Below are 19,670 nucleotides of genomic sequence, written 5' to 3'. Positions count from 1 at the left end.
TCAGACCTCGGGCGCGTCCGCGGGCCGCAGGTCCCGGAAGCCGGTGTCGCGCGCCGCGCGCAGCGCCAGCACCCCCATGCAGGCGACCATGTTGTGCAGGTCGCCGGCCAGGACCTTGCGGACGGCCTCGTCCAGCGGCACCCACACGACCGGCATGTCGGCCTCCTCGTGCACCCGCTCGAAGCCGATCTCCTCGGCGGGCACCTCGGTGAGGCCGCGGGCCAGGAAGATCCGGACCCGCTCGTCGGCCATGCCGGGCGAGGTGAACACGTCGACCAGGGTGTCCCAGCGCTCGGCGCGGTACCCGGCCTCCTCCAGCAGCTCCCGCTCGGCGAGCGCGCGCAGCGGCTCGCCGTCGACGTCCCGCAGCCCGGCGGGCGCCTCCCACAGCAGCATCCCCACCGGGTGCCGGTACTGCCGCAGCAGCAGCACCCGGTCGCGGTCGTCGAGCGCGATGACGCCGACGGCGCCGATGTGCTCGATCACGTCGCGGCGGACGATCTCGGTGCCGTCGCCGCGCGGCATCTCCACCCGGTCCTGCCGGACGCCGAACACCGGCCCCCGGAACGCCGCCGACGACCCGGCGACGGTCCAGCGCTCGGGCCGGTCGCGGACGTCGCCGACCCCGAGGCCGCCGCTCACGCGTCGCCCGCGCGCTGCTCGGAGTAGTCCAGGGCGGCGGCGACCAGCCCGGTGAACAGCGGGTGCGGGCGCGTCGGGCGGGACCGGAACTCGGGGTGCGCCTGCGTGCCGACGAAGAACGGGTGCCGCTCGCGCGGCAGCTCCACGTACTCCACCAGGCGGCCGTCCGGGGACAGGCCGGAGAACCGCAGCCCCGCCTCCTCCAGCCGGTCGCGGTAGGAGTTGTTGACCTCGTAGCGGTGCCGGTGCCGCTCGGACACCTTCGCCTCGCCGTACAGCTCCCGCACGACCGAGCCGTCGGCGAGGTCGGCCGGGTACAGGCCGAGCCGCATCGTCCCGCCCATGTCGCGCTCCCCGGCGACGACGTCGAGCTGGTCGGACATCGTCGCGACGACCGGGTGCGCGGTGGTGGCGTCGAACTCGGCGCTGCCCGCCTCGGCGAGCCCGCCGAGGTTGCGCGCCGCCTCGATGACCATGCACTGCAGGCCGAGGCAGATGCCGAGCAGCGGGATCCGGTTCTCCCGGGCGTGCCGCACCGCGCCGAGCTTGCCCTCGATGCCGCGCACCCCGAACCCGCCGGGGATGAGCACGCCGTCGACGCCGTCCAGCTCCCGCTTGGCGCCCTCGGGGGTCTCGCAGTCGTCGCTCTTCACCCAGCGGATGCGGACCCTGGCGTCGTTGCCGAACCCGCCGTGCCGCAGCGCCTCGGTCACCGACAGGTAGGCGTCGGGGAGGTCGATGTACTTGCCGACCAGCGCGATCGTGACCTCGCGGGCGGGCTTGTGGACGCGGCGCAGCAGCTCGTCCCAGGCGCCCCAGTCGACGTCGCGGAACGGCAGGTCGAGCCGCCGCACCACGTAGGCGTCCAGGCCCTCGGAGTGCAGCACCTTCGGGATGTCGTAGATGGACGCCGCGTCCACGGCCGACACCACGGCCTCGCGGTCCACGTCGCACATCAGGCTGATCTTGTGCTTGAGCCCGTCGGTGATCGGCCGGTCCGACCGGCACACGATCGCGTCGGGCTGGATGCCGATGGAGCGCAGCGCGGCGACCGAGTGCTGCGTCGGCTTGGTCTTCAGCTCCCCGGACGGGCCGATGTAGGGCAGCAGCGACACGTGCAGGAAGAAGCAGTTCTCGCGGCCGATCTCGTGCCGGATCTGGCGGACCGACTCCAGGAACGGCAGCGACTCGATGTCGCCGACCGTCCCGCCCACCTCGGTGATGACGATGTCGACCTCGGTGTCGTCCGCCATCCCGCGGATCCGGTCCTTGATCTCGTTGGTGATGTGCGGGATCACCTGCACGGTGTCGCCGAGGTACTCCCCGCGCCGCTCCTTGGCGATCACGTTGGAGTAGACCTGCCCGGTGGTGACGTTCGCGGACCCGTGCAGCTCGGTGTCGAGGAACCGCTCGTAGTGCCCGATGTCGAGGTCGGTCTCGGCCCCGTCGTCGGTGACGAACACCTCGCCGTGCTGGAACGGGTTCATGGTGCCGGGGTCGACGTTGAGGTACGGGTCGAGCTTCTGCATGGTGACCCGGAGGCCGCGAAGCGTGAGAAGCCGCCCCAGGCTGGACGCCGTCAGTCCCTTGCCGAGGCTGGAGGCGACACCGCCGGTGACGAAGAGATGCTTGGTAGGACGTGATCTACCAGTGGCTGCCGAAGGCAAGAAGGCGCTCCCGTGGTCGTGATGAGGCGGACGAGCTCATCGTCCACGGGCCACCAGGATAACAAGTGTCCAGCCCTGGGCGGGCGCGACCCTGGAGAACTCCCCGCCCAGCAGGACACGGAGCGCCCCGACCCGGTCCGGGTCGGGGCGCCGTCGCGTGCTAGAGGGCCCTACAGGCGCGGGGTGGCGGCGCTGGGCATGATCGTGCGGAGCTGGCGGGTCAGCTCGTCGATCAGGGAGCGGGCCTGGTCGGCGGCCTGGCGGGCGGCGTCGCGCTCCTGGGACAGCTCGGCGATCTGGGCGCGCTGCTCGGTGACGGCCTGGGCGAGCTGGTCGACCCACTGGTCGCGTTCGGCGAGCTTCTCGGCGACGGCGTCGCGCTCGGCGGCCATCTGCCGCATCCCGGTCACGGCCTTGTCGCGCTCGCGGCCGGCCTGGTCGGCGCGGCCGCGGGCGAGGGTCAGCTCGGACTCGGCGCGCGCCTGGGCCTGGACGGCGGCCTCGCGGGCGCGCTCGGCGGCCTCCCTGGCCTTGGCGCCGGCGTCGCGCTCGCGCTCGGCCTTCTTGGCGGCCTCCAGGGACTGCGCGGCCGTGTCGAGGGCCTGCTGGCGCTCGGCCTCGGCGGCCTCGGCGCGGCCGGCGGCCTCCTGGACGCGGCGCTCGGCGTCCTGCGCGCGGCGCTCGGCCTCCTGGGCGCGGCGCTCGTTCTCCTGGGCACGGCGCTCGGCGACCTCGGCGCGGCGCCGGGACTCGTCGGCCTCCTTGCCGGCGGCGACGACCGCGTGCTGGAGGTTCTGCGCGGTCATCTCGGCGTCGGTGACCTTGGCGCGCAGCTGCGCCAGCTCCGCGTGCGCGTTCTCCAGCGCGCGGGACAGCTCGGCGGCCTGCTCGGCGACGCGGTCGCGCTCGGCCTCGGCGGAGCGGCGCCCGCCGACGGCGTCCTCGACGGCGCGCAGCGCGTCGTCGCGGGCCTCGCTCATGGCGTCGCGCTGCTGTATCGCCTGGCGGACCGTGGCCTCGGCCTCGGCGACGCGGCGCTCGGCCTGCTCGATCTGGGCCTGGACCTGCTCCATCTGCGCGCGCGCCTGGTCGGCCTGGGCGCGGGCCTGGTCGGCCTGGACCCGGCCCTGCTGGGCCTGGTTCCACGCCGCGGCCGCGTCGCGCTGCGCGTTCTCCTTCTCGGTCTGGAGCGCGGCGATCTGCGTGACGGCCTCGTTCTGGACCTCGGCGGCGCGGCGCTCGGCCTCGGCGACCTGGCGCTCGGCCTCGACGGCGCGGCGGTCCGCCTGCTCGGCCTGGCCGCGGGCGCGCTGCACCTCGCCCCAGGCGGCGGCCGCGTCGCGCTGCGCCGACTCCTTCTCCTGCTGGACGGCGGCGACCTGCGCGGCCGTCTCGGTCTGCGCCTCGCTGACCTTGCGCTCCCCGGCGGCGAGCGCGTCGCCGATGAGGTCGGCCATCTGGCGCAGCCGCTCGACGATGTCCCAGGGCTGGGCCTCGGGCTGCTCGGCGTCGGGGCGCACCATCTCGCCGGTCTGGCCGTGGCGGCCGCCGCCCTGCCCGGGCTTGGCCATCTGGATCGGCTGCTGCGCGGCCGGCAGGGCCGGCGGCGCGGCCTCGTGCGGGCGGCCCGGGTCGCGTCCCATGGCGGGCCAGGGCGCCGCCGCGTCCGGGACGCCGCGGGTGCCGCCCGATCCGTTCAGCTCGCTCACCGTTCTCCTCGCCTCACGGCCGGGAGCCCGGCGACCGGCATGGCGCCGCCCGGCCTGCTCGCCGCTTTCCTCGGACGGCTCGTCACTTCGCTCACGTGTCTCCTCGCCCGGCGGCGCGGGGCCGCGTTCGCGGGGGTCGTTGTGCACATCTCGTTCGCTCCGCTGCCGGCCCTGTGGCTCCTCGCTTCGCTCACTGAAGGCACTCTAGTCCCGACCAGCGGAGCGTTTGCCCAGTTTGGGGTTTACTTTCTCGACTCCCCTGCGGCGTTCCCGCACGAAGACGCCCAGATGGCGGCCGGTACGGGCCGTCCCACGGTGCCGCGGGTCACATCGGGCGGACGGGCGGGGCGGGTGGGACAATCGCGCCTCATGGAGCTTCGCACCCTGTATCCGCCGATCGAGCCGTACGACTCCGGGCTGCTCGACGTCGGCGACGGCGACGAGATCTACTGGGAGGTCTGCGGGAACCCGGACGGCAAGCCCGCGGTCATGGTCCACGGCGGCCCGGGGGCCGGGTGCAGCCCGGCGCACCGCCGGCAGTTCGACCCGGAGGCGTACCGGATCGTCCTGTTCGACCAGCGCAACTGCGGGCGCAGCGTGCCGCACGCGAAGGACCCGGAGGTGTCGCTGGAGGCGAACACCACCTGGAACCTCGTCGCGGACATGGAGCGGCTGCGCGAGCACCTCGGCATCGACCGCTGGCTGGTGTTCGGCGGGAGCTGGGGCAGCGCGCTGTCGCTGGCCTACGCCCAGACCCATCCAGACCGGGTGAGCGAGCTGGTGCTGCGCGGCATCTTCACCCTGCGCCCGTTCGAGTTGTACTGGTTCTACCAAGAAGGCGCGTCCCTGCTGTTCCCCGACCTGTGGGAGAAGTACGTCGAGCCGATCCCCGAGGACGAGCGGGAGGACCTCATCTCGGCGTTCAACGAGCGGCTCAACTCCCCCGACCGGCAGGTGCGGGTCGCGGCGGCGAAGGCGTGGGCGACCTGGGAGGGCTCGACGATCACGCTGCGCCCCGACGCGGAGCTGGCGGCGGGGTTCGGCGAGCCGGACTACGCGGTGGCGTTCGCGCGCATCGAGAACCACTACTTCGTCAACGAGGGGTTCTTCGAGGACGAGCAGCTGATCCGGGACGTGGACAAGATCCGCCACATCCCGGCGGTGATCGTGCAGGGCCGCTACGACGTGTGCACGCCGGCGGCGACGGCGTGGGACCTGCACCGCGCGTGGCCGGAGGCCGACTTCCACCTCGTGGACGACGCGGGCCACGCGTTCAGCGAGCCGGGAATCCTGCACCGGCTGATCGAGGCGACCGACCGCTTCGCCGCGGCACGGTAAAGACACGGTTTAGAACGAAATGAGCCGGTCAAGATAGCGGCTTGCCCGGCAAAAAGAACGGCACGACGGCCCCGCGAGAAGCGGCCACTCCCTAACGTGGCAGTCAACCGGGCCGATATGCGGCCGGGGTCGGCTCCCCATGGCGGGCCCCGGCCGGCGCCTCCTCAGTCCGAAACCCGCGATTTCTTACTCATCGGCAACCCACTCCTTACCGCGTGGTCAGTGATCCTGCCCCTTGAAGGCAACCAGGTGCGGCCTCCCAGGGCCCGCCCCAACGCCGTGGTCCCCATCCGCCCCAGAACGCCCGCGACCGGACGACCTCCGGCGATGCGACGTGACGCCCGCCGCACCCCGCGCGTTGACACCGAATCTGAGTGACTTACCTCACACAACCGATACACAAAACCCCTCCCGGGGCGACGCCGGAACATTAAGCTGACGTTCAGGAAGCGTCCTGGGTGCTTCCGCGATCAGTTCGGCAGTACCTCCTGCGTATCAGCGGGAAAGGCCGACCACCGCCCGCGCGGCGCCCATTCGAATTGCACCGAATTCGGCAAAGCCCTTAACCCTACCCAGCGCGATGCGCGGCTAAACATCCCGCCGATAACATTCCTCTGCGATCACGGCGCGAGATTCGCTAAGTTGCCTGGACATGGCAGCGCAACCCCTGGAATCACCGACCCGACGCCCGGACGCGAACGAGACGAACGCGGAAGTGCAACTCCAGGAGCCGAGCCTCTCCGATGGCCCGCGGCTGTGGCGGATCGCCCGGGACTCACAGGTCCTGGACGTCAACTCGCCGTACAGTTACACGCTTTGGTGCCGCGATTTCGCGGACACTTCCGTGGTGGCGCGCGACGGCGCCGGCCCGTGCGGATTCATCACCGGCTACGTCCGCCCGTCCCGGCCGGACACGTTCTTCGTGTGGCAGGTCGCCGTCGACCGCGAGCACCGCGGCCAGGGCCTGGCCCGCCGCATGCTGGACCGCCTCGCCGACCGGCTCGCGCCGCGCGGGCACCGGTACATGGAGGCCACGGTGACCCCGGACAACACCGCTTCCACCGCGATGTTCGAATCGTTCGCCCGGGACCGCGGGTGCGAGGTCGCCCGCAGCCCGCTGTTCGGCGCGGAGCACTTCCCCGATGGGGGACACGAGCCCGAGGTGCTCTTCAGGATCGGCCCGATCGCCGCCGCGAACTGACCCACTCCACCCCCCATCCGCTCCCCCACTCCGACTGCCTGGGAGGCAGACATGGACGCTTTCGCCCGCCTGGAATCGGAAGTCCGCGGCTACTGCCGAGGGTGGCCCACGGTGTTCACCACCGCACAGGGCAGCCACATGACCGACGAGAACGGTAAAACGTACCTCGATTTCTTCGCCGGTGCCGGCACCCTCAACTACGGGCACAACAACCCGCAGCTGAAACGCCGGCTGCTGGACTATCTCGCCAGTGACTCCATCGTGCACAGCCTCGACATGTACACCGCCGCGAAACGGGAGTTCCTGGAACGATTCAGCGAGTACGTCCTGCAGCCGCGGGGGCTGGACTACAAGGTCCAGTTCCCGGGCCCGGCGGGCAACAACTCGGTCGAGGCGGCGCTGAAACTCGCGCGGAAGTACACCGGCCGCGAGACCGTCGTCAGCTTCACCAACGCCTTCCACGGGATGACGCTCGGCGCGCTCGCCGTCACCGGCAACTCGATGAAGCGCACCGGCGCCGGCGTGCCGCTCGGCCACGGCGTGGCCATGCCGTACGACAACTACCTGGACGGCCGCACCCCGGACTTCCTGCTGTTCGACACGATGCTCGACGACAGCGGCAGCGGCCTGGACAAGCCCGCCGCCGTCATCGTCGAGACCGTGCAGGGCGAGGGCGGCATCAACGTCGCCACCGCCGAGTGGCTGCGCGGCCTGCAGGACCTGTGCCGCCGGCACGACATCCTGCTCATCGTCGACGACGTCCAGATGGGCTGCGGCCGCACCGGCCCGTTCTTCAGCTTCGAGGAGGCCGGGATCACCCCGGACATCGTCTGCCTGTCCAAGTCGCTCAGCGGCTACGGGCTGCCGTTCGCGGTCACGCTCATGAAGCGGGAGCTGGACGTGTGGGACCCGGGCGAGCACAACGGCACCTTCCGCGGCTTCAACCCCGCGTTCGTCACCGCCGTCGCCGCGCTGGAGGACTACTGGACCGGCGACGACATGGAGAAGCAGACCCTCGCCAAGGGCCAGCAGGTCGAGCGCGCGCTGCAGGACATCGCGCTCTCGCACGCCGGCGCGGTCGACTCCGTCCGCGGCCGGGGCCTCGCGTGGGGCCTGGTGATGAAGGACCCCGAGACGGCCCCGAAGGTGTGCGCCGAGGCGTTCGCCCGCGGCCTGCTGATGGAGACCTCCGGCCCCGAGGGCGAGGTCGTCAAGCTGCTGCCGCCGCTCACCACGACCGAGGCCGAGCTGGCGCACGGCCTGGAGATCATCGCGGACTCGGTCGAGGCCGTCCGCACGAAGGTCGCGGTCTGACCCGCGCCGCAGCGCCCAGCACGCACCCGGAACCACCGCCGCGCCCCCGGCACCACTGGAAAGAGGAGTTTCATGATCGTTCGTTCCCTTGACGAGATCGTCGGCACCGAGCGCGACGTGCAGGCGCCGACCTGGTGCAGCCGCCGGTTCGTGCTCGCCAAGGAGGGCGTCGGATTCTCGCTGCACGAGACGATCCTGTACGCGGGGACCGAGACGAAGATGTGGTACGCCAACCACATCGAGGCCGTCTACTGCATCGAGGGCCAGGGCGAGCTCACCAACGACGAGACCGGTGAGAAGCACGACATCAGGCCCGGCGTGATGTACCTGCTCGACGGCCACGAGCACCACACGCTGCGCGCGCACACGGACGTCAAGACGGTGTGCGTCTTCAACCCGCCCTGCACCGGCCGGGAGGTCCATGACGAGAACGGTGTCTACCCCCTGCTGACTGAGGAGGACGCATGAGCATCATCGAGTCCCATCCGACCATCGACGACGCCTACCCCACCCGGAAGGCCGCCGAGGCGGCGCTGCTGTACCGGCAGGACCCGGTCGTGCACGGCGGCCCCGAGGACGGGCCCATCGACGGCGCCACCCTCGACGCGTTCGAGGCCAACGGCTTCCTGTCGGTCGACCAGCTGCTCGCGCCGGAGGAGGTCGAGGACTACCGCGCCGAGCTGCGCCGGCTGTCCTCGGACCCGGAGGTCCTGGCCGACGAGCGCACGGTCACCGAGCGCGGCTCCGACGAGGTCCGCTCCATCTTCGAGGTCCACCGGATCAGCGAGGTGTTCGCCGGTCTCGTCCGCGACCCCCGCGTGGTCGGCCGGGCCCGGCAGATCCTCGGCTCGGACGTCTACGTGCACCAGAGCCGGGTCAACTACAAGCCGGGCTTCACCGGCAAGGACTTCTACTGGCACTCCGACTTCGAGACCTGGCACGCCGAGGACGGCATGCCGCGCATGCGCGCGGTGAGCATATCCATAGCGCTCACCGAGAATTTCGTGCACAATGGCGGGCTAATGATTATGCCTGGCTCGCACAAGACCTTCGTGGCCTGTGTCGGGGAGACCCCGGACGACCACTACAAGGAGTCGCTGCGCGGCCAGGAGATCGGGACGCCCGACCCGAACAGCCTGTCGATTCTCGCGGACAAGCACGGAATCGAGCTGTTCACCGGCCCGGCGGGCTCCGCGACCATGTTCGACTGCAACTGCATGCACGGCTCGAACGGCAACATCACCCCCTTCCCGCGCTCCAACGTGTTCATCGTGTTCAACAGCGTTGAGAACACGTGCGTCGAGCCCTTCTCGGCTCCCGCTCCCCGGCCGACGTTCATCGGCGCACGCGATTTCAGCCCGGTGCTCGACTGACCGGCTGACAACAATTCGATAACCCCGACCGTTCGCCCCGCGCACGCGGGGGGCCGTTTACCACCGGCCCCCCGCGTGCGCGTGGCACACCCGACAGGAGTTCAACGATGACTTCTTCGAGACGAGACTTCCTCCGCACCGCCGTGCTGCTGTCCGCCGCGGCGCCGCTTGCCGCGGCGGGCTGCTCCACGACGGATCCGGAGAAGGAGAAGGCGGGCGGCGGCACGCTGCAGAAGGCCAAGGACTCCGGAACCATCACCGTGGGCTTCGCCAACGAGGCGCCGTACGGCTTCACCGACAAATCCGGGAAGCTGACCGGTGAGGCGCCCGAACTGGCCCGCGTCATCTTCAAGAACCTCGGCATCGACGAGATCAAGGGCGTGCAGGTCGACTTCGGCGGGCTGATCGCCGGGCTCAACGCCAAGCGGTTCGACGCGATCGCCGCCGGCATGTTCATCAACCCGGAGCGGTGCGCGTCCGCGGCCTTCGCGAACCCCGAGTACGTCGCCAAGAGCGCCTTCATGGTCAAGGAGGGCAACCCGAAGGGGCTGAAGAACGAGAAGGACCCGGCGGCCAAGGGCGTCAAGGTCGGCGTCCTCACCGGCGCGGTCGAGGCCGGCTACGCCGAGAAGAGCGGCGTGAAGAAGGGCGACATCAAGACCTACGCCGACCAGGCGAGCGCCTACGAGGGCCTCAAGGCCGGCCGCGTCGACTGCATCTGGCTGACCCGCATCTCGCTGGCCGACCTGCTGTCCAAGCACCAGGGCGAGGGCTTCGAGGTGACCGAGGCGTTCATCCCGGTCATCGACGGCAAGGAGCAGTTCGGCGCGGGCGCGTTCGCGTTCCGCAAGGCCGACTCGGACCTGCTGACCGCCTGGAACGGCGAGCTCGACAAGCTCAAGCAGCAGAACGGGCTGCTGCCGGTCCTGCAGCCCTTCGGTTTCACCCAGGCCGACATGCCCGGCCCGGACGACACCGCCGCCAAGTTCTGCAAGGGCTGATCGCGCGTGTCCGACGTCCTCGACAGCTACCCCCAGTGGCTGGACGGCGCGTGGGTCACGGTCCGGCTCACCCTGCTCGGCGGCGCGCTGGCGCTGGTGCTCGCGCTGCTGTTCGGCATGGCGGGCACCTCGCGCCACGCGTGGGTGCGCGTGCTGAACCGGTTCTACGTGGAGTTCTTCCGCGGCAACGCCACGCTGGTGCTGCTGTTCTGGTTCTTCTACGCGCTCCCGCTCATCGGCCTGCGGTTCACCACGATGTTCGCGGCCGTGCTGGCCCTCGGCCTGAACGTCGGCGCCTACGGCGCGGAGGTGGTGCGCGGCTCGATCAACGCCGTCCCGAAGGCGCAGTACGAGGCCACGATCGCGCTGAACTTCACCCCGTTCCAGCGGATGCGGCGCGTGCTGCTGCCGCAGGCGTTCGCGCTGATGCTGCCGCCGTTCGGCAACCTGCTCATCGAGCTGATGAAGGGAACGGCGATCGTGTCCCTGGTCGGTCTCGTCGACCTGACCCGCGTGTCGAAGAACATCCAGGGCAGCACCGGCGAGACCGTCGCGGCGTTCACGATGGTGCTGGTCCTGTACTTCGTCATCGCGCAGGTGCTGCAGCTGTTCGTCCGGTACGCCGAACGCCGCGTGGACCGCATGCTCGGCCGCCGGCTGCCCGCTGAGCCGTCCCTCGGGACGGTCGCGGCGGGCGCCCCCGGAGCGGGGGTGGCCGGCTGATGAGCTGGGACTGGCAGTACTCCGGGGACATCCTCCCCGACCTGCTCAGCGGGCTGCGCTACACGGTCGTCGCGACGCTCGGCGGCTATGTGATCGCGATCGTCCTCGGGCTGGTGTGGACGCTGCTGCGCCGCACCCCGAGCAGGGTCTTCAACCAGACGATCCGGTGGATCACCGAGTTCATCAGGTCGACCCCGCTGATCCCGCAGCTGTACTTCGTGTTCTTCGTGCTGCCCGCCTGGGGCATCACGATCGGGTCGCTGACCGCGGGCATCATCACGCTCGGGGTCCACTACTCGACCTACACCGCCGAGGTGTACCGGGCCGGGATCGCGGACGTGCCGAAGGGGCAGTGGGAGGCGTGCACCGCGCTGAACCTGCCGAAGTCGCGGGTGTGGCTGGACGTGATCCTGCCGCAGGCGATCCGCCGCGTGATCCCGACGCTCGGCAACTACCTGATCGCGATGTTCAAGGACTCGCCGATGCTGCTGGCCATCAACGTCGCGGAGCTGCTGTTCTCGGCGTACAAGGTCGGTTCGCAGAGCCTGCAGTTCCTGGAACCGATCACGATGGTCGGCCTGTTGTTCGTGCTCGTCAGCGTCATATCCTCGATACTCGTCCGCCGCTTGGAGAGGCGTTATGCCACCACCTAACACACCGGAAGTGCCGAAGGACGCAGCGGCAGACACCGCGTCCGACGTCGTCCTGGAGAAGGGCGCCTCCACCGGGAAGGGCGCCGCGCCCGAGGGCGTGCCCGCCGCGGACCTGCCGCACGGCGCCGCGCCCGGAATCCGCTTCGAGAAGGTGGTCAAGCGGTTCGGCCCCAACGTGGTCCTGCGCGAGCTGGACTTCACGGTGGCGCCGGGCGAGCGCGTGACGCTGATCGGGCCGAGCGGTTCGGGCAAGACCACGATCCTGCGGCTGCTGATGACGCTGGAGAAGCTCGACGAGGGCCTCATCTGGATCGGCGACGAGACGCTCTGGCACATGGAGCGGGGCGGCAGGCGCGTCCCGGCGAACCAGAAGCACCTGCACGAGATGCGCAAGCAGGTCGGCATGGTGTTCCAGCAGTTCAACCTGTTCCCCAACATGAACGTGCTGCGCAACCTCACCGAGGGGCCGGTGCGGGTGCTGGGGGTGCCGAAGGACGAGGCGGTCGAGCGCGCCAAGGGCCTGCTCGACATGGTCGGCCTCGCCGACAAGGAGAACGCGCACCCGACCCAGCTGTCGGGCGGCCAGCAGCAGCGGGTGGCGATCGCGCGGGCGCTCGCCATGCAGCCGAAGGTGCTGCTGCTGGACGAGGTCACCTCCGCCCTGGACCCCGAGCTCGTCGTCGGCGTCCAGGACCTGCTGCGCGACATCGCGCGGCAGAGCGACCTCACGATGCTGTGCGTCACGCACGAGATGGCCTTCGCCAAGGACATCTCCAACCGGGTCCTGATGTTCGACCAGGGCCAGATCGTCGAGGAGGGCCCGCCGGAGCAGATCTTCGGCGAGCCGTCCGAGCAGCGCACCCGGGACTTCCTCCAGGCCGTCCTGGCGTCCTGAGCGGATCTCCGGCCCGCCGCCCGCGTCCCCGTCGCCCCGGGGACGCGGGCGGCACTCGTTTCGCCGGCACTCGTTTCGGCCGTACGCGTTTCGGCCGGAAGCGTCTCGGCGGTGCCCGTCTCAGCGGACGCCGGGCCAGGCGCCGGCGACGAGCCGCGCCCAGTCGAGGGCGGGGGCGCCGGCGCCGTACTGGCGGGCGATCTCGGCCGGGAAGCTGCCGAGCGGGGCCTTGGCGGGCTCGCGGGCGATCTGCTCGACCATGGTCTCGGTGAGGCCGGCGCCCGGTGCGAGGCGCGGGAACGCGGTGTGCGCGCGGTCGGCGAGGCCGCCCGGGAGGGCGTCCGCGCCCATGCCGACGACGTCGGCGCCGCTGCCGGCGTGGGTGAGGGCGATCTCGGGGCGCATCCGTTCGGCGATGCCCCTGCTGGTGTGCAGGGCGATGGCCTCCCAGACGACGCGGGCCCGCTCGCCGTCCAAGCCGTGCTCGGTGAGGAACCGCGCGGCGGTGTCGGCGCCGTCCACTTCGAAGCGCCCGCCGCCGTCGCCCTGCTCGGTGAGGCCCATGTCGTGCAGGACGGCCGCGAGGAACAGCACCTCGTCGTCGTAGTCGGCGCCCGGCCGCACGCCCCGCGCCTCCCCGAGCGCGCGGCCGAACAGGTAGGTGCGGACGCTGTGGTTGGCGAGCGCGGCGGGCGCCGTCGCGAACACCAGGTCGTAGGCCATGCGGGTCAGGTCGGTGTCGGGCAGTGCGAACTCGGCGAAATGGTCGGACACGAAGACTCCTTCTAGCTGTCGCTGGGAACGCCACTGATCGTCCGACGCCGGGCGGCGGCCCGGCCAGTGTCCGGATTGCCGATATGCGCTACGTTCTGGCCATGCATGTGGTGGCGGTGCTCGCGCTGGACGGCGTCGTGGCGTTCGACCTCGCCGTCCCGGGCCAGGTGTTCGGCGTGACCACCGCGTCCGGGGGCGGTCCGCTCTACGAGACGCGGGTGTGCACGCCGCCGGGCGGCGCGGCGACGTCCGCGGCGCTGGGGCGGATGCGGGTGGACGCCCCGTTCGGCCTGGACGCGCTCGCCGCCGCCGACACGGTCGTCGTCCCCGGGCACGAGGACGTGCGGTCCGACCCGCCCGCCGAGATCCTGGACGCGCTGCGCGGCGCGGCCGGGCGCGGGGCGCGGATCGCCTCGATCTGCGTCGGCGCGTTCGTGCTGGCCGCGGCCGGGCTGCTGGACGGCCGCCGCGCCACCACGCACTGGCGGTACGCCGGGGCGATGGCCCGGCGGTTCCCGGCGGTCGAGGTCGATCCGTCGGTGCTGTACGTGGACGGCGGGCAGGTCCTCACCTCGGCGGGCGTCGCGGCCGGGATCGACCTGTGCCTGCATCTCGTCCGCCGCGACCACGGCTCGGCGACGGCGGCGCGCACCGCCCGCCGGATCGTGATGCCGCCGCAGCGGGACGGCGGCCAGGCGCAGTTCATCCGGCACGAGGACCCGCCGGACGGGGGCGCCGCGCTCCAGCCGACGCTGGCCTGGCTGGAGGCCAACCTGCACCGGCCGCTGACGCTGGACGACATCGCGCGGCAGGCGTCGGTGAGCGTCCGGACGCTGACCCGGCGGTTCCGCGAGCAGGCGGGGACGACGCCGCGGCAGTGGCTCGCGCGCGCCCGCGTGCACCGGGCGCAGCAGCTCCTGGAGAGCACGGACCTGCCGGTCGAGCGGGTCGCGGCCGAGGCCGGGTTCGGCTCGCCGGTGACGCTGCGCGCCCATTTCGCCCGGCAGGTCGGCGCGTCCCCGCTGGCGTACCGGGGCGCGTTCCGCGCCCGCTCCTGATCACCCCGCCCCGTTCCATACCGAACGTCGTTCTGTACGGTGGCACTTACGGACGAGGAGAGCGAGGCGATGGGCACTTCGAGGGGCACTTCGATCGCCGGGCTCGGGATGACCGAGCTCGGCAGGGTGTACGGGCGCAGCCCGCGGCGGCTGGCCGCGGACGCGGTGCGGCTCGCCGCCGCCGACGCGGGCCTGGCGCTCGGCGACCTGGACGGGCTGCTGGTCAGCCACGGCATGGGCGGCTCCCCCGGCATCGAGCTGGCCGGCACCCTCGGGCTGCACGACCTGCGGCTGCTGTCGCAGGTCAACGCGTTCGGCGCGACGGCCGGGGCGATGGTGTCGTACGCGGCGTCGGCCGTGCTCAGCGGCACCGCGACCACCGTGGCGTGCGTGTTCGCGGACGCGCCGCTCAAACCGAAGCAGTCGGCGGGCTCGGCCTACAACCGCGACGCGCGCGAGTGGTACGGGTTCGGCGGGATGACGGCGGCGCTCGGGCTGCGCAGCGTCAACTCCTACTACGCGCTCGCCGCGCAGCGCCACATGGCCCGGTACGGGACGACCAGCGAGCAGCTCGGCGCGATCGCGGTGGCGACGCGGGAGTGGGCGTCGCGCAACCCGCTCGCGCAGATGCGCGACCCGATCACGCTGGCGGACCACCAGAACTCACGGTGGGTGTCCGAGCCGCTGCACCTGCTGGACTGCTGCCTGGTCTCCAACGGCGCCGTCGCGGTCATCGTGACGAGCGACGACCGGGCCCGCGACCTGGCCCGGCCGCCCGTCCACCTGTGGGGCTGGGGGCAGGGGCACCCCGGGCACCGCAAGGAGCGCGGCAGCGACTTCGGCCTGACGACCGGCGCGGCCTCCTCCGGGGCGACGGCGATGAAGATGGCCGGGATCACCCCGTCCGACGTGGACGTGTGCGAGCTGTACGACTGCTACACCTACACGGTCCTGGTGTCGCTGGAGGACTACGGGTTCTGCGCCAAGGGCGAGGGCGGCGCGTTCGCCGCGTCCGGCGCGCTCGGGCCGGGCGGGTCGCTGCCGACCAACACCGGCGGCGGGCAGCTGTCGGCGTACTACATGTGGGGCATGACGCCGCTGTCGGAGGCCGTGATCCAGGCGCGCGGGGACGGCGGGGAGCGGCAGGCGCCGGCCGCCGACGTGATCCTCGTCAGCGGGAACGGCGGCATCCTCGACCACCACTCCACGCTGATCGTCAGCCCGCACCGGAAGGGGGCCTAGCCGATGGAGATCGGCGTTCTGCGGCGGGACGGGCGCACCGACCCGTTCTTCGACGGCACCGCGTCCGACCGCCTCGTGATCAAGCGCTGCGAGGCGTGCGACCGGTGGTTCGCGCCGGACGCCGCCGGCTGCCCCGGGTGCGGCGAGGAGGACCTCGGCTGGGCCGAGGCGAGCGGCGCCGCGACCCTGGTGACCTGGACCGTCCTGCCCAAGGACCCGCCCGCCTTCCTGGCGCTGGTCGAGCTGGCCGAGGGGCCGTGGCTGCACGCCCGGCTGGACGGCGTGGCGCGGGCGGACCTGCGCGAGGGGCTGCCGCTGCGGGCCGTGTTCGAGCATCCGGCGGAGGGCGAGTCCTACATCCTGTTCCGGCCCTGACCGGCACCGGCCTCCCGGGCCCAGCGGGCACTGGACCGAATGACGTTCGGTCCATTAGCGTCGGGGCATGAACACCGAGGTCTGCGAACGGTTCGGCATCGAGTTCCCGCTGTTCGCCTTCAGCCACTGCCGCGACGTCGTCGCCGCCGTCACCAACGCCGGCGGCTTCGGCGTCCTCGGGGCCGTCGCCTACACCCCCGAGCGGCTGGAGGAGGAGCTGCGCTGGATCGACGACCACGTCCACGGCCGCCCCTACGGGGTGGACGTGCTGGTCCCCGGCAAGATCGACAAGGCGGCGGAGAGCGGCGGCGGCCTCGACGCGATGCTCGCCGCGGTCCCGGACGAGCACTGGACGTTCCTCACCGGCCTGTTCGAGAAGTACGACGTGCCGCTGCCCGACTTCGACAAGGCCAGGCGGTCCAACTCGCGCGGCGGCACGCAGGTCACCAAGAAGGGCGCCACCGAGCTGATCGACGTGTCGCTCGCGCACCCCATCGGGCTCATCGCCAGCGCCCTCGGCACCCCTCCCCCGCTCATGGTGGACAAGGCCCGGGAGGCGGGCGTCCCCGTCGCCGCGCTGGTCGGCACGTCCGAGCACGCCCGCCGCCAGGTCGCCGCCGGCGCCGACCTGATCATCGCGCAGGGCGGCGAGGCCGGCGGGCACACCGGCGAGATCTCCACGATGGTGCTCGTCCCCGAGGTCGTCGACACGGTCGCGCCGGTGCCCGTCCTCGCGGCGGGCGGCATCGCCACCGGCCGGCAGATGGCCGCCGCGCTCGCGCTCGGCGCGTCCGGCGTCTGGTGCGGCTCGGTCTGGCTCACCACGGAGGAGGCGGAGACGTCCCCGGCCGTCAAGGAGAAGATGCTCGCCGCCACGTCCCGCGACACGATCCGGTCGCGGTCGCGCACCGGCAAGCCCGCCCGGCAGCTGCGCTCCGCCTGGACCGAGGAGTGGGAGGGCCCCGCGTCCCCCGGCCCGCTCGGCATGCCGCTGCAGATGATCGTCGCCGAGGGCGCGATGCGGCAGATCACCAAGGTGGCCGAGTCCGGAAACCCCGGCGCCCGCGCGCTCGCCAACTACTTCGTCGGCCAGTGCGTCGGCCTGATGAACACCGTCAAGCCCGCCCGCCAGGTCGTCTACGACATGGTCGAGGACTTCGCGAACGCCGTGGAGCGCCTCAACCGCATCACGAGCGAGGACTGACCGGGGACGCCCCTTGGCGTCGACGGTGGTCATGGTCGCGTACACGATGTCGCCGATGTAGGCGTCGAACTGGTCCTTGATCTCGGCGAACGACGTCGCTTTCGTGGCCACTGCTCTTCCCTTCCTGCTCAGGCGGCGGTCTTGGCGGGCTCTGCGTGCGTGCTTCCGGTGGTGGACGCTTCGTCCGGGGCGGCGGGTGTACGGAGGCCGAACGCGATCACGACCGCGCCGAGTGCCGCCGCCGCGGCCGGGACGGCCAGGGCGGTCCGCAGCGCGTCCAGGCCCGTGCCGGCGGCGACGCTGACGGCGGTGACGGCCGACAGCCCGAGCGCCGTCCCGAACTGGAAGGACGTGTAGAGCAGGCCGCCCGCCAGGCCGTGCTCGCCCTCCTCGACACCGTGGCGAGGAACTGGAAGCCCGCGAACGCACCCAGGAACAGCAGCGCGGCCACGTTCACCCGCACCAGCGGGACCGTCCGCAGGATGCCGAGCCGCACCAGCGGCGACCTCGACCGCCTCTCGACCGCGACGACCGCGAGCACGCCGCCGGCGACCAAGCCCAGCGAGAACCCGCCCGCCGCCGTCCCCGCGTACACTCCGAGCGCCCGGGTGCGCGCCGGGCCCTCGGGGAAGGTGGAGGTGACCAGCGCCAGCCCGGCAGGCGCCATGAACGCGGCGGCGACGCCCGTGACGAACCGCGCGGCCAGCAGCATCCAGCCCCCGGTGGCGAATCCGCCGGTGCCCCAGCAGGTCGGCGGCCCGGCCGCCCAGCAGCATGAATCCGCCGTAGCTGCCGACCCGGCGCTAGTCCAAGCGAAGGGGCGGCGGCCCGGGGAACCGCATCCACACCACCGTCCGGTCCCCGTCCGGCCGCACGCCCCACTCCAGGCTCAGCGCGTCGATGATCCGCAGCCCCCGCCCGTCCTCGGCGAGCGGATCGTCCCGCATCACCGGCCGCGTCCCGCCCGCCCCGTCATCGGCGACCTCGGCGACGACGTCCCCGTCCATCACGGAGAACAGCACCGTCACCCTCCCCCGCCGCCCCGACGCGGTGTGCTCGACCGCGTTCGTGAACGCCTCGTTCACGCACGTCTGGACGTCCCCGAGCGACGGATGCCCCTCCCCCAGCACGTCCCGCGCGAAGAGGCGCACATGCTTCGCCGACCGCTCCACGCCCGGCAGCGTGAGCGCCGCGATGACCTCGCTGATCGCCATGAAGATCCCTTCTCTCGGGACTCAGGCTCCAAGCACGGCGCGACGGCCGCACCACGTTCCGTGTTCTCCGAAAGGACCCCTCACTGAAAATTCAGCGCTCTCCCGTTTTCCGGACATCCGACTCCGTAGCGTGACACTCTGATCACATGTCGGAAGCGACCCTGTCCACGACGCGCCGCCGCAAGATCGGACGAGTGCTCCGCCGACTGCGTGAGGAGTCCGGATACACCCTCAAGACCGCCGGCGCGCACCTCGAACGCTCCCCCTCGTCCCTGAGCCAGATCGAGAACGGCGTGCAATGGCTGCGCCTCCGCGACCTCGGCTTCATCCTCGACCGGTACCACGTCCCCACCGACCTCCGCGCCGCCCTCATGACCCTGGCCGAACAAGACCGCCAACCGGGCTGGTGGGACGCCTACCGAGACCTGGTCAGCCCCGAGGCCCTCGACCGGGTCTCCCTGGAATACGACGCCTCCCGCATCATCACCACGGAGACCACGTTCATCCCCGGCCTCCTCCAGACCGAAAGCTACGCCCGCGCCGTCAACTCCACACGGGTTCCCGTAAGACCGACGGACGCGGTCGAACGCTATGTCGCGTTTCGCCTGGCACGGCAGGGAATCCTTCGCCGCGAAAACCCCGCCCGCATACAGGTGGTCCTGGATGAGGCAGCGCTCCGTCGTCCTCGTGGCGGTCGCCACGTTATGCGAAGCCAGCTCCGCAGACTCCTTAACGAGGCCGAGCAAGAGCACGTGCTCTTGCAGATCTTGCCGTTGAGCATCGATCCCGGCGCAGCATACGTAGGCCAATTCCAGCTCATCGAGATCGGCTCGCCACCCATCGTCAGGGCGGTCCTGACCGATCATTTCACCGGCCAGTGGATCCTGGAGGAGGAGGAAGCCGTCTCGGAGTACCAATCAAGGTTCACCGACCTGCGCTCTTCCGCACTCGACGAACCGGCTTCTCGGGAACTGATCAACCGCATAATATCGGAGCTATGAGCACCTCAGACCGGCCACCCGTCATGTGGCGAAAGAGCAGCTACAGCGGCTCACAAGCCGACGACTGCGTAGAAGTGGCACCTGATGGCGCCTCAGTGGCAGTCCGAGACTCGAAGGATCCGGACGGGCCCATGCTCGCCTTTGCTCCCCGCGCCTGGAACGATTTCCTCACCAAACTCAAGGACCGGCATTCCTCCTTGTAGATGCGGGTGGCGGGGGCGCTTTACCGGGTGTCCTCCGCCAGGTGCACGAGAGCCGGCCTCCGTCACTGCCACGTGGACGCGGC

21 protein-coding genes are annotated in these 19,670 nt (G+C 71.4%); 15 read left to right on the top strand and 6 right to left on the bottom strand.

What is annotated here, in order from left to right:
* The 3 genes from AB0K34_RS25710 to AB0K34_RS25700 form a co-directional block, all read right to left on the bottom strand.
* On the bottom strand, positions 1 to 642 hold the full coding sequence (locus AB0K34_RS25710) for an NUDIX hydrolase (RefSeq protein WP_364551305.1): 642 nt from the start codon (positions 640 to 642) through the stop codon (positions 1 to 3).
* On the bottom strand, positions 639 to 2,309 hold the full coding sequence (locus AB0K34_RS25705) for a CTP synthase (RefSeq protein ID WP_138641437.1): 1,671 nt from the start codon (positions 2,307 to 2,309) through the stop codon (positions 639 to 641). Before AB0K34_RS25705 ends, AB0K34_RS25710 begins: the two co-directional genes overlap by 4 nt.
* A 170-nt stretch (positions 2,310 to 2,479) precedes the next feature.
* Positions 2,480 to 4,018 carry a hypothetical protein gene (locus tag AB0K34_RS25700; RefSeq protein ID WP_364551303.1) on the bottom strand — a complete coding sequence of 513 codons (1,539 nt, stop codon included), beginning with the start codon at positions 4,016 to 4,018 and terminating at the stop codon, positions 2,480 to 2,482.
* A gap of 369 nt (positions 4,019 to 4,387) precedes the next feature.
* Between AB0K34_RS25700 and pip the strand changes: the two genes are divergently transcribed.
* From pip to ehuA, 9 genes are all read left to right on the top strand, one after another.
* Positions 4,388 to 5,356, top strand: coding sequence for a prolyl aminopeptidase (gene pip / locus AB0K34_RS25695; RefSeq protein ID WP_138639675.1), 969 nt, complete (start codon positions 4,388 to 4,390; stop codon positions 5,354 to 5,356).
* A gap of 652 nt (positions 5,357 to 6,008) precedes the next feature.
* Positions 6,009 to 6,557, top strand: a complete 549-nt coding sequence (gene ectA, locus AB0K34_RS25690; RefSeq protein ID WP_138639676.1) for a diaminobutyrate acetyltransferase — start codon at positions 6,009 to 6,011, stop codon at positions 6,555 to 6,557.
* Between the two features lie 51 nt (positions 6,558 to 6,608).
* Positions 6,609 to 7,871, top strand: a complete 1,263-nt coding sequence (gene ectB, locus AB0K34_RS25685; RefSeq protein WP_301175754.1) for a diaminobutyrate--2-oxoglutarate transaminase — start codon at positions 6,609 to 6,611, stop codon at positions 7,869 to 7,871.
* Between the two features lie 72 nt (positions 7,872 to 7,943).
* Positions 7,944 to 8,339: an ectoine synthase gene (locus AB0K34_RS25680; protein WP_089329148.1), complete on the top strand. Its 396-nt coding sequence runs from the start codon at positions 7,944 to 7,946 to the stop codon at positions 8,337 to 8,339.
* Positions 8,336 to 9,244 carry an ectoine hydroxylase gene (gene thpD / locus AB0K34_RS25675; protein WP_138639678.1) on the top strand — a complete coding sequence of 303 codons (909 nt, stop codon included), beginning with the start codon at positions 8,336 to 8,338 and terminating at the stop codon, positions 9,242 to 9,244. Before AB0K34_RS25680 ends, thpD begins: the two co-directional genes overlap by 4 nt.
* Positions 9,245 to 9,351: 107 nt before the next feature.
* Positions 9,352 to 10,245 carry an ectoine/hydroxyectoine ABC transporter substrate-binding protein EhuB gene (gene ehuB / locus AB0K34_RS25670; protein WP_301175753.1) on the top strand — a complete coding sequence of 298 codons (894 nt, stop codon included), beginning with the start codon at positions 9,352 to 9,354 and terminating at the stop codon, positions 10,243 to 10,245.
* Positions 10,246 to 10,251: 6 nt separating this feature from the next.
* A complete protein-coding gene (gene ehuC, locus AB0K34_RS25665; protein WP_301175752.1) occupies positions 10,252 to 10,968 on the top strand; it encodes an ectoine/hydroxyectoine ABC transporter permease subunit EhuC in 717 nt (238 codons plus the stop codon).
* Complete coding sequence (ehuD, locus tag AB0K34_RS25660; protein ID WP_171069284.1) at positions 10,968 to 11,621, top strand: ectoine/hydroxyectoine ABC transporter permease subunit EhuD; 654 nt, start codon at positions 10,968 to 10,970, stop codon at positions 11,619 to 11,621. Before ehuC ends, ehuD begins: the two co-directional genes overlap by 1 nt.
* A 97-nt stretch (positions 11,622 to 11,718) precedes the next feature.
* Complete coding sequence (ehuA, locus tag AB0K34_RS25655; RefSeq protein WP_240808304.1) at positions 11,719 to 12,516, top strand: ectoine/hydroxyectoine ABC transporter ATP-binding protein EhuA; 798 nt, start codon at positions 11,719 to 11,721, stop codon at positions 12,514 to 12,516.
* A gap of 120 nt (positions 12,517 to 12,636) precedes the next feature.
* Here ehuA and AB0K34_RS25650 read toward each other — a convergent pair whose 3' ends face one another.
* Complete coding sequence (locus tag AB0K34_RS25650) at positions 12,637 to 13,290, bottom strand: HD domain-containing protein (protein ID WP_301175751.1); 654 nt, start codon at positions 13,288 to 13,290, stop codon at positions 12,637 to 12,639.
* Positions 13,291 to 13,391: 101 nt separating this feature from the next.
* On the opposite strand from AB0K34_RS25650, the gene AB0K34_RS25645 reads away from it, so the two are divergent.
* The 4 genes from AB0K34_RS25645 to AB0K34_RS25630 all read left to right on the top strand — a co-directional run bounded on the left by AB0K34_RS25645 (position 13,392) and on the right by AB0K34_RS25630 (position 17,169).
* Entirely contained in the window at positions 13,392 to 14,348 is a 957-nt protein-coding gene (locus AB0K34_RS25645) for a helix-turn-helix domain-containing protein (RefSeq protein WP_301175750.1), read from the top strand.
* A 69-nt stretch (positions 14,349 to 14,417) separates the two neighbouring features.
* Entirely contained in the window at positions 14,418 to 15,590 is a 1,173-nt protein-coding gene (locus AB0K34_RS25640; RefSeq protein WP_301175749.1) for a thiolase family protein, read from the top strand.
* A 3-nt stretch (positions 15,591 to 15,593) separates the two neighbouring features.
* Positions 15,594 to 15,965: an OB-fold domain-containing protein gene (locus AB0K34_RS25635; protein ID WP_138639685.1), complete on the top strand. Its 372-nt coding sequence runs from the start codon at positions 15,594 to 15,596 to the stop codon at positions 15,963 to 15,965.
* 67 nt (positions 15,966 to 16,032) lie between these two features.
* Positions 16,033 to 17,169 (top strand): nitronate monooxygenase family protein, encoded by a 1,137-nt coding sequence (locus AB0K34_RS25630; RefSeq protein ID WP_138639686.1) that lies wholly within the window; start codon positions 16,033 to 16,035, stop codon positions 17,167 to 17,169.
* A gap of 217 nt (positions 17,170 to 17,386) precedes the next feature.
* On the opposite strand, the gene AB0K34_RS25625 is transcribed toward AB0K34_RS25630, so the two are convergent.
* Positions 17,387 to 17,881, bottom strand: a complete 495-nt coding sequence (locus AB0K34_RS25625) for a hypothetical protein (protein WP_205719504.1) — start codon at positions 17,879 to 17,881, stop codon at positions 17,387 to 17,389.
* Positions 17,882 to 17,972: 91 nt separating this feature from the next.
* The gene (locus tag AB0K34_RS25620) at positions 17,973 to 18,383 is read right to left on the bottom strand and encodes an ATP-binding protein (RefSeq protein WP_301175748.1); all 411 of its coding nucleotides are present in this window, start codon (positions 18,381 to 18,383) and stop codon (positions 17,973 to 17,975) included.
* A 146-nt stretch (positions 18,384 to 18,529) separates the two neighbouring features.
* Between AB0K34_RS25620 and AB0K34_RS25615 the strand changes: the two genes are divergently transcribed.
* A complete protein-coding gene (locus AB0K34_RS25615) occupies positions 18,530 to 19,384 on the top strand; it encodes a helix-turn-helix transcriptional regulator (protein WP_301175747.1) in 855 nt (284 codons plus the stop codon).
* On the top strand, positions 19,381 to 19,587 hold the full coding sequence (locus tag AB0K34_RS25610) for a DUF397 domain-containing protein (protein ID WP_138642201.1): 207 nt from the start codon (positions 19,381 to 19,383) through the stop codon (positions 19,585 to 19,587). Before AB0K34_RS25615 ends, AB0K34_RS25610 begins: the two co-directional genes overlap by 4 nt.
* Positions 19,588 to 19,670: the final 83 nt, after the last annotated feature.

Origin of the sequence: Actinomadura sp. NPDC049382 (assembly GCF_040677125.1) — a bacterium.
Lineage (GTDB): Bacteria > Actinomycetota > Actinomycetes > Streptosporangiales > Streptosporangiaceae > Spirillospora > Spirillospora geliboluensis.
This window is presented reverse-complemented; position numbering and strand designations above follow the sequence as displayed.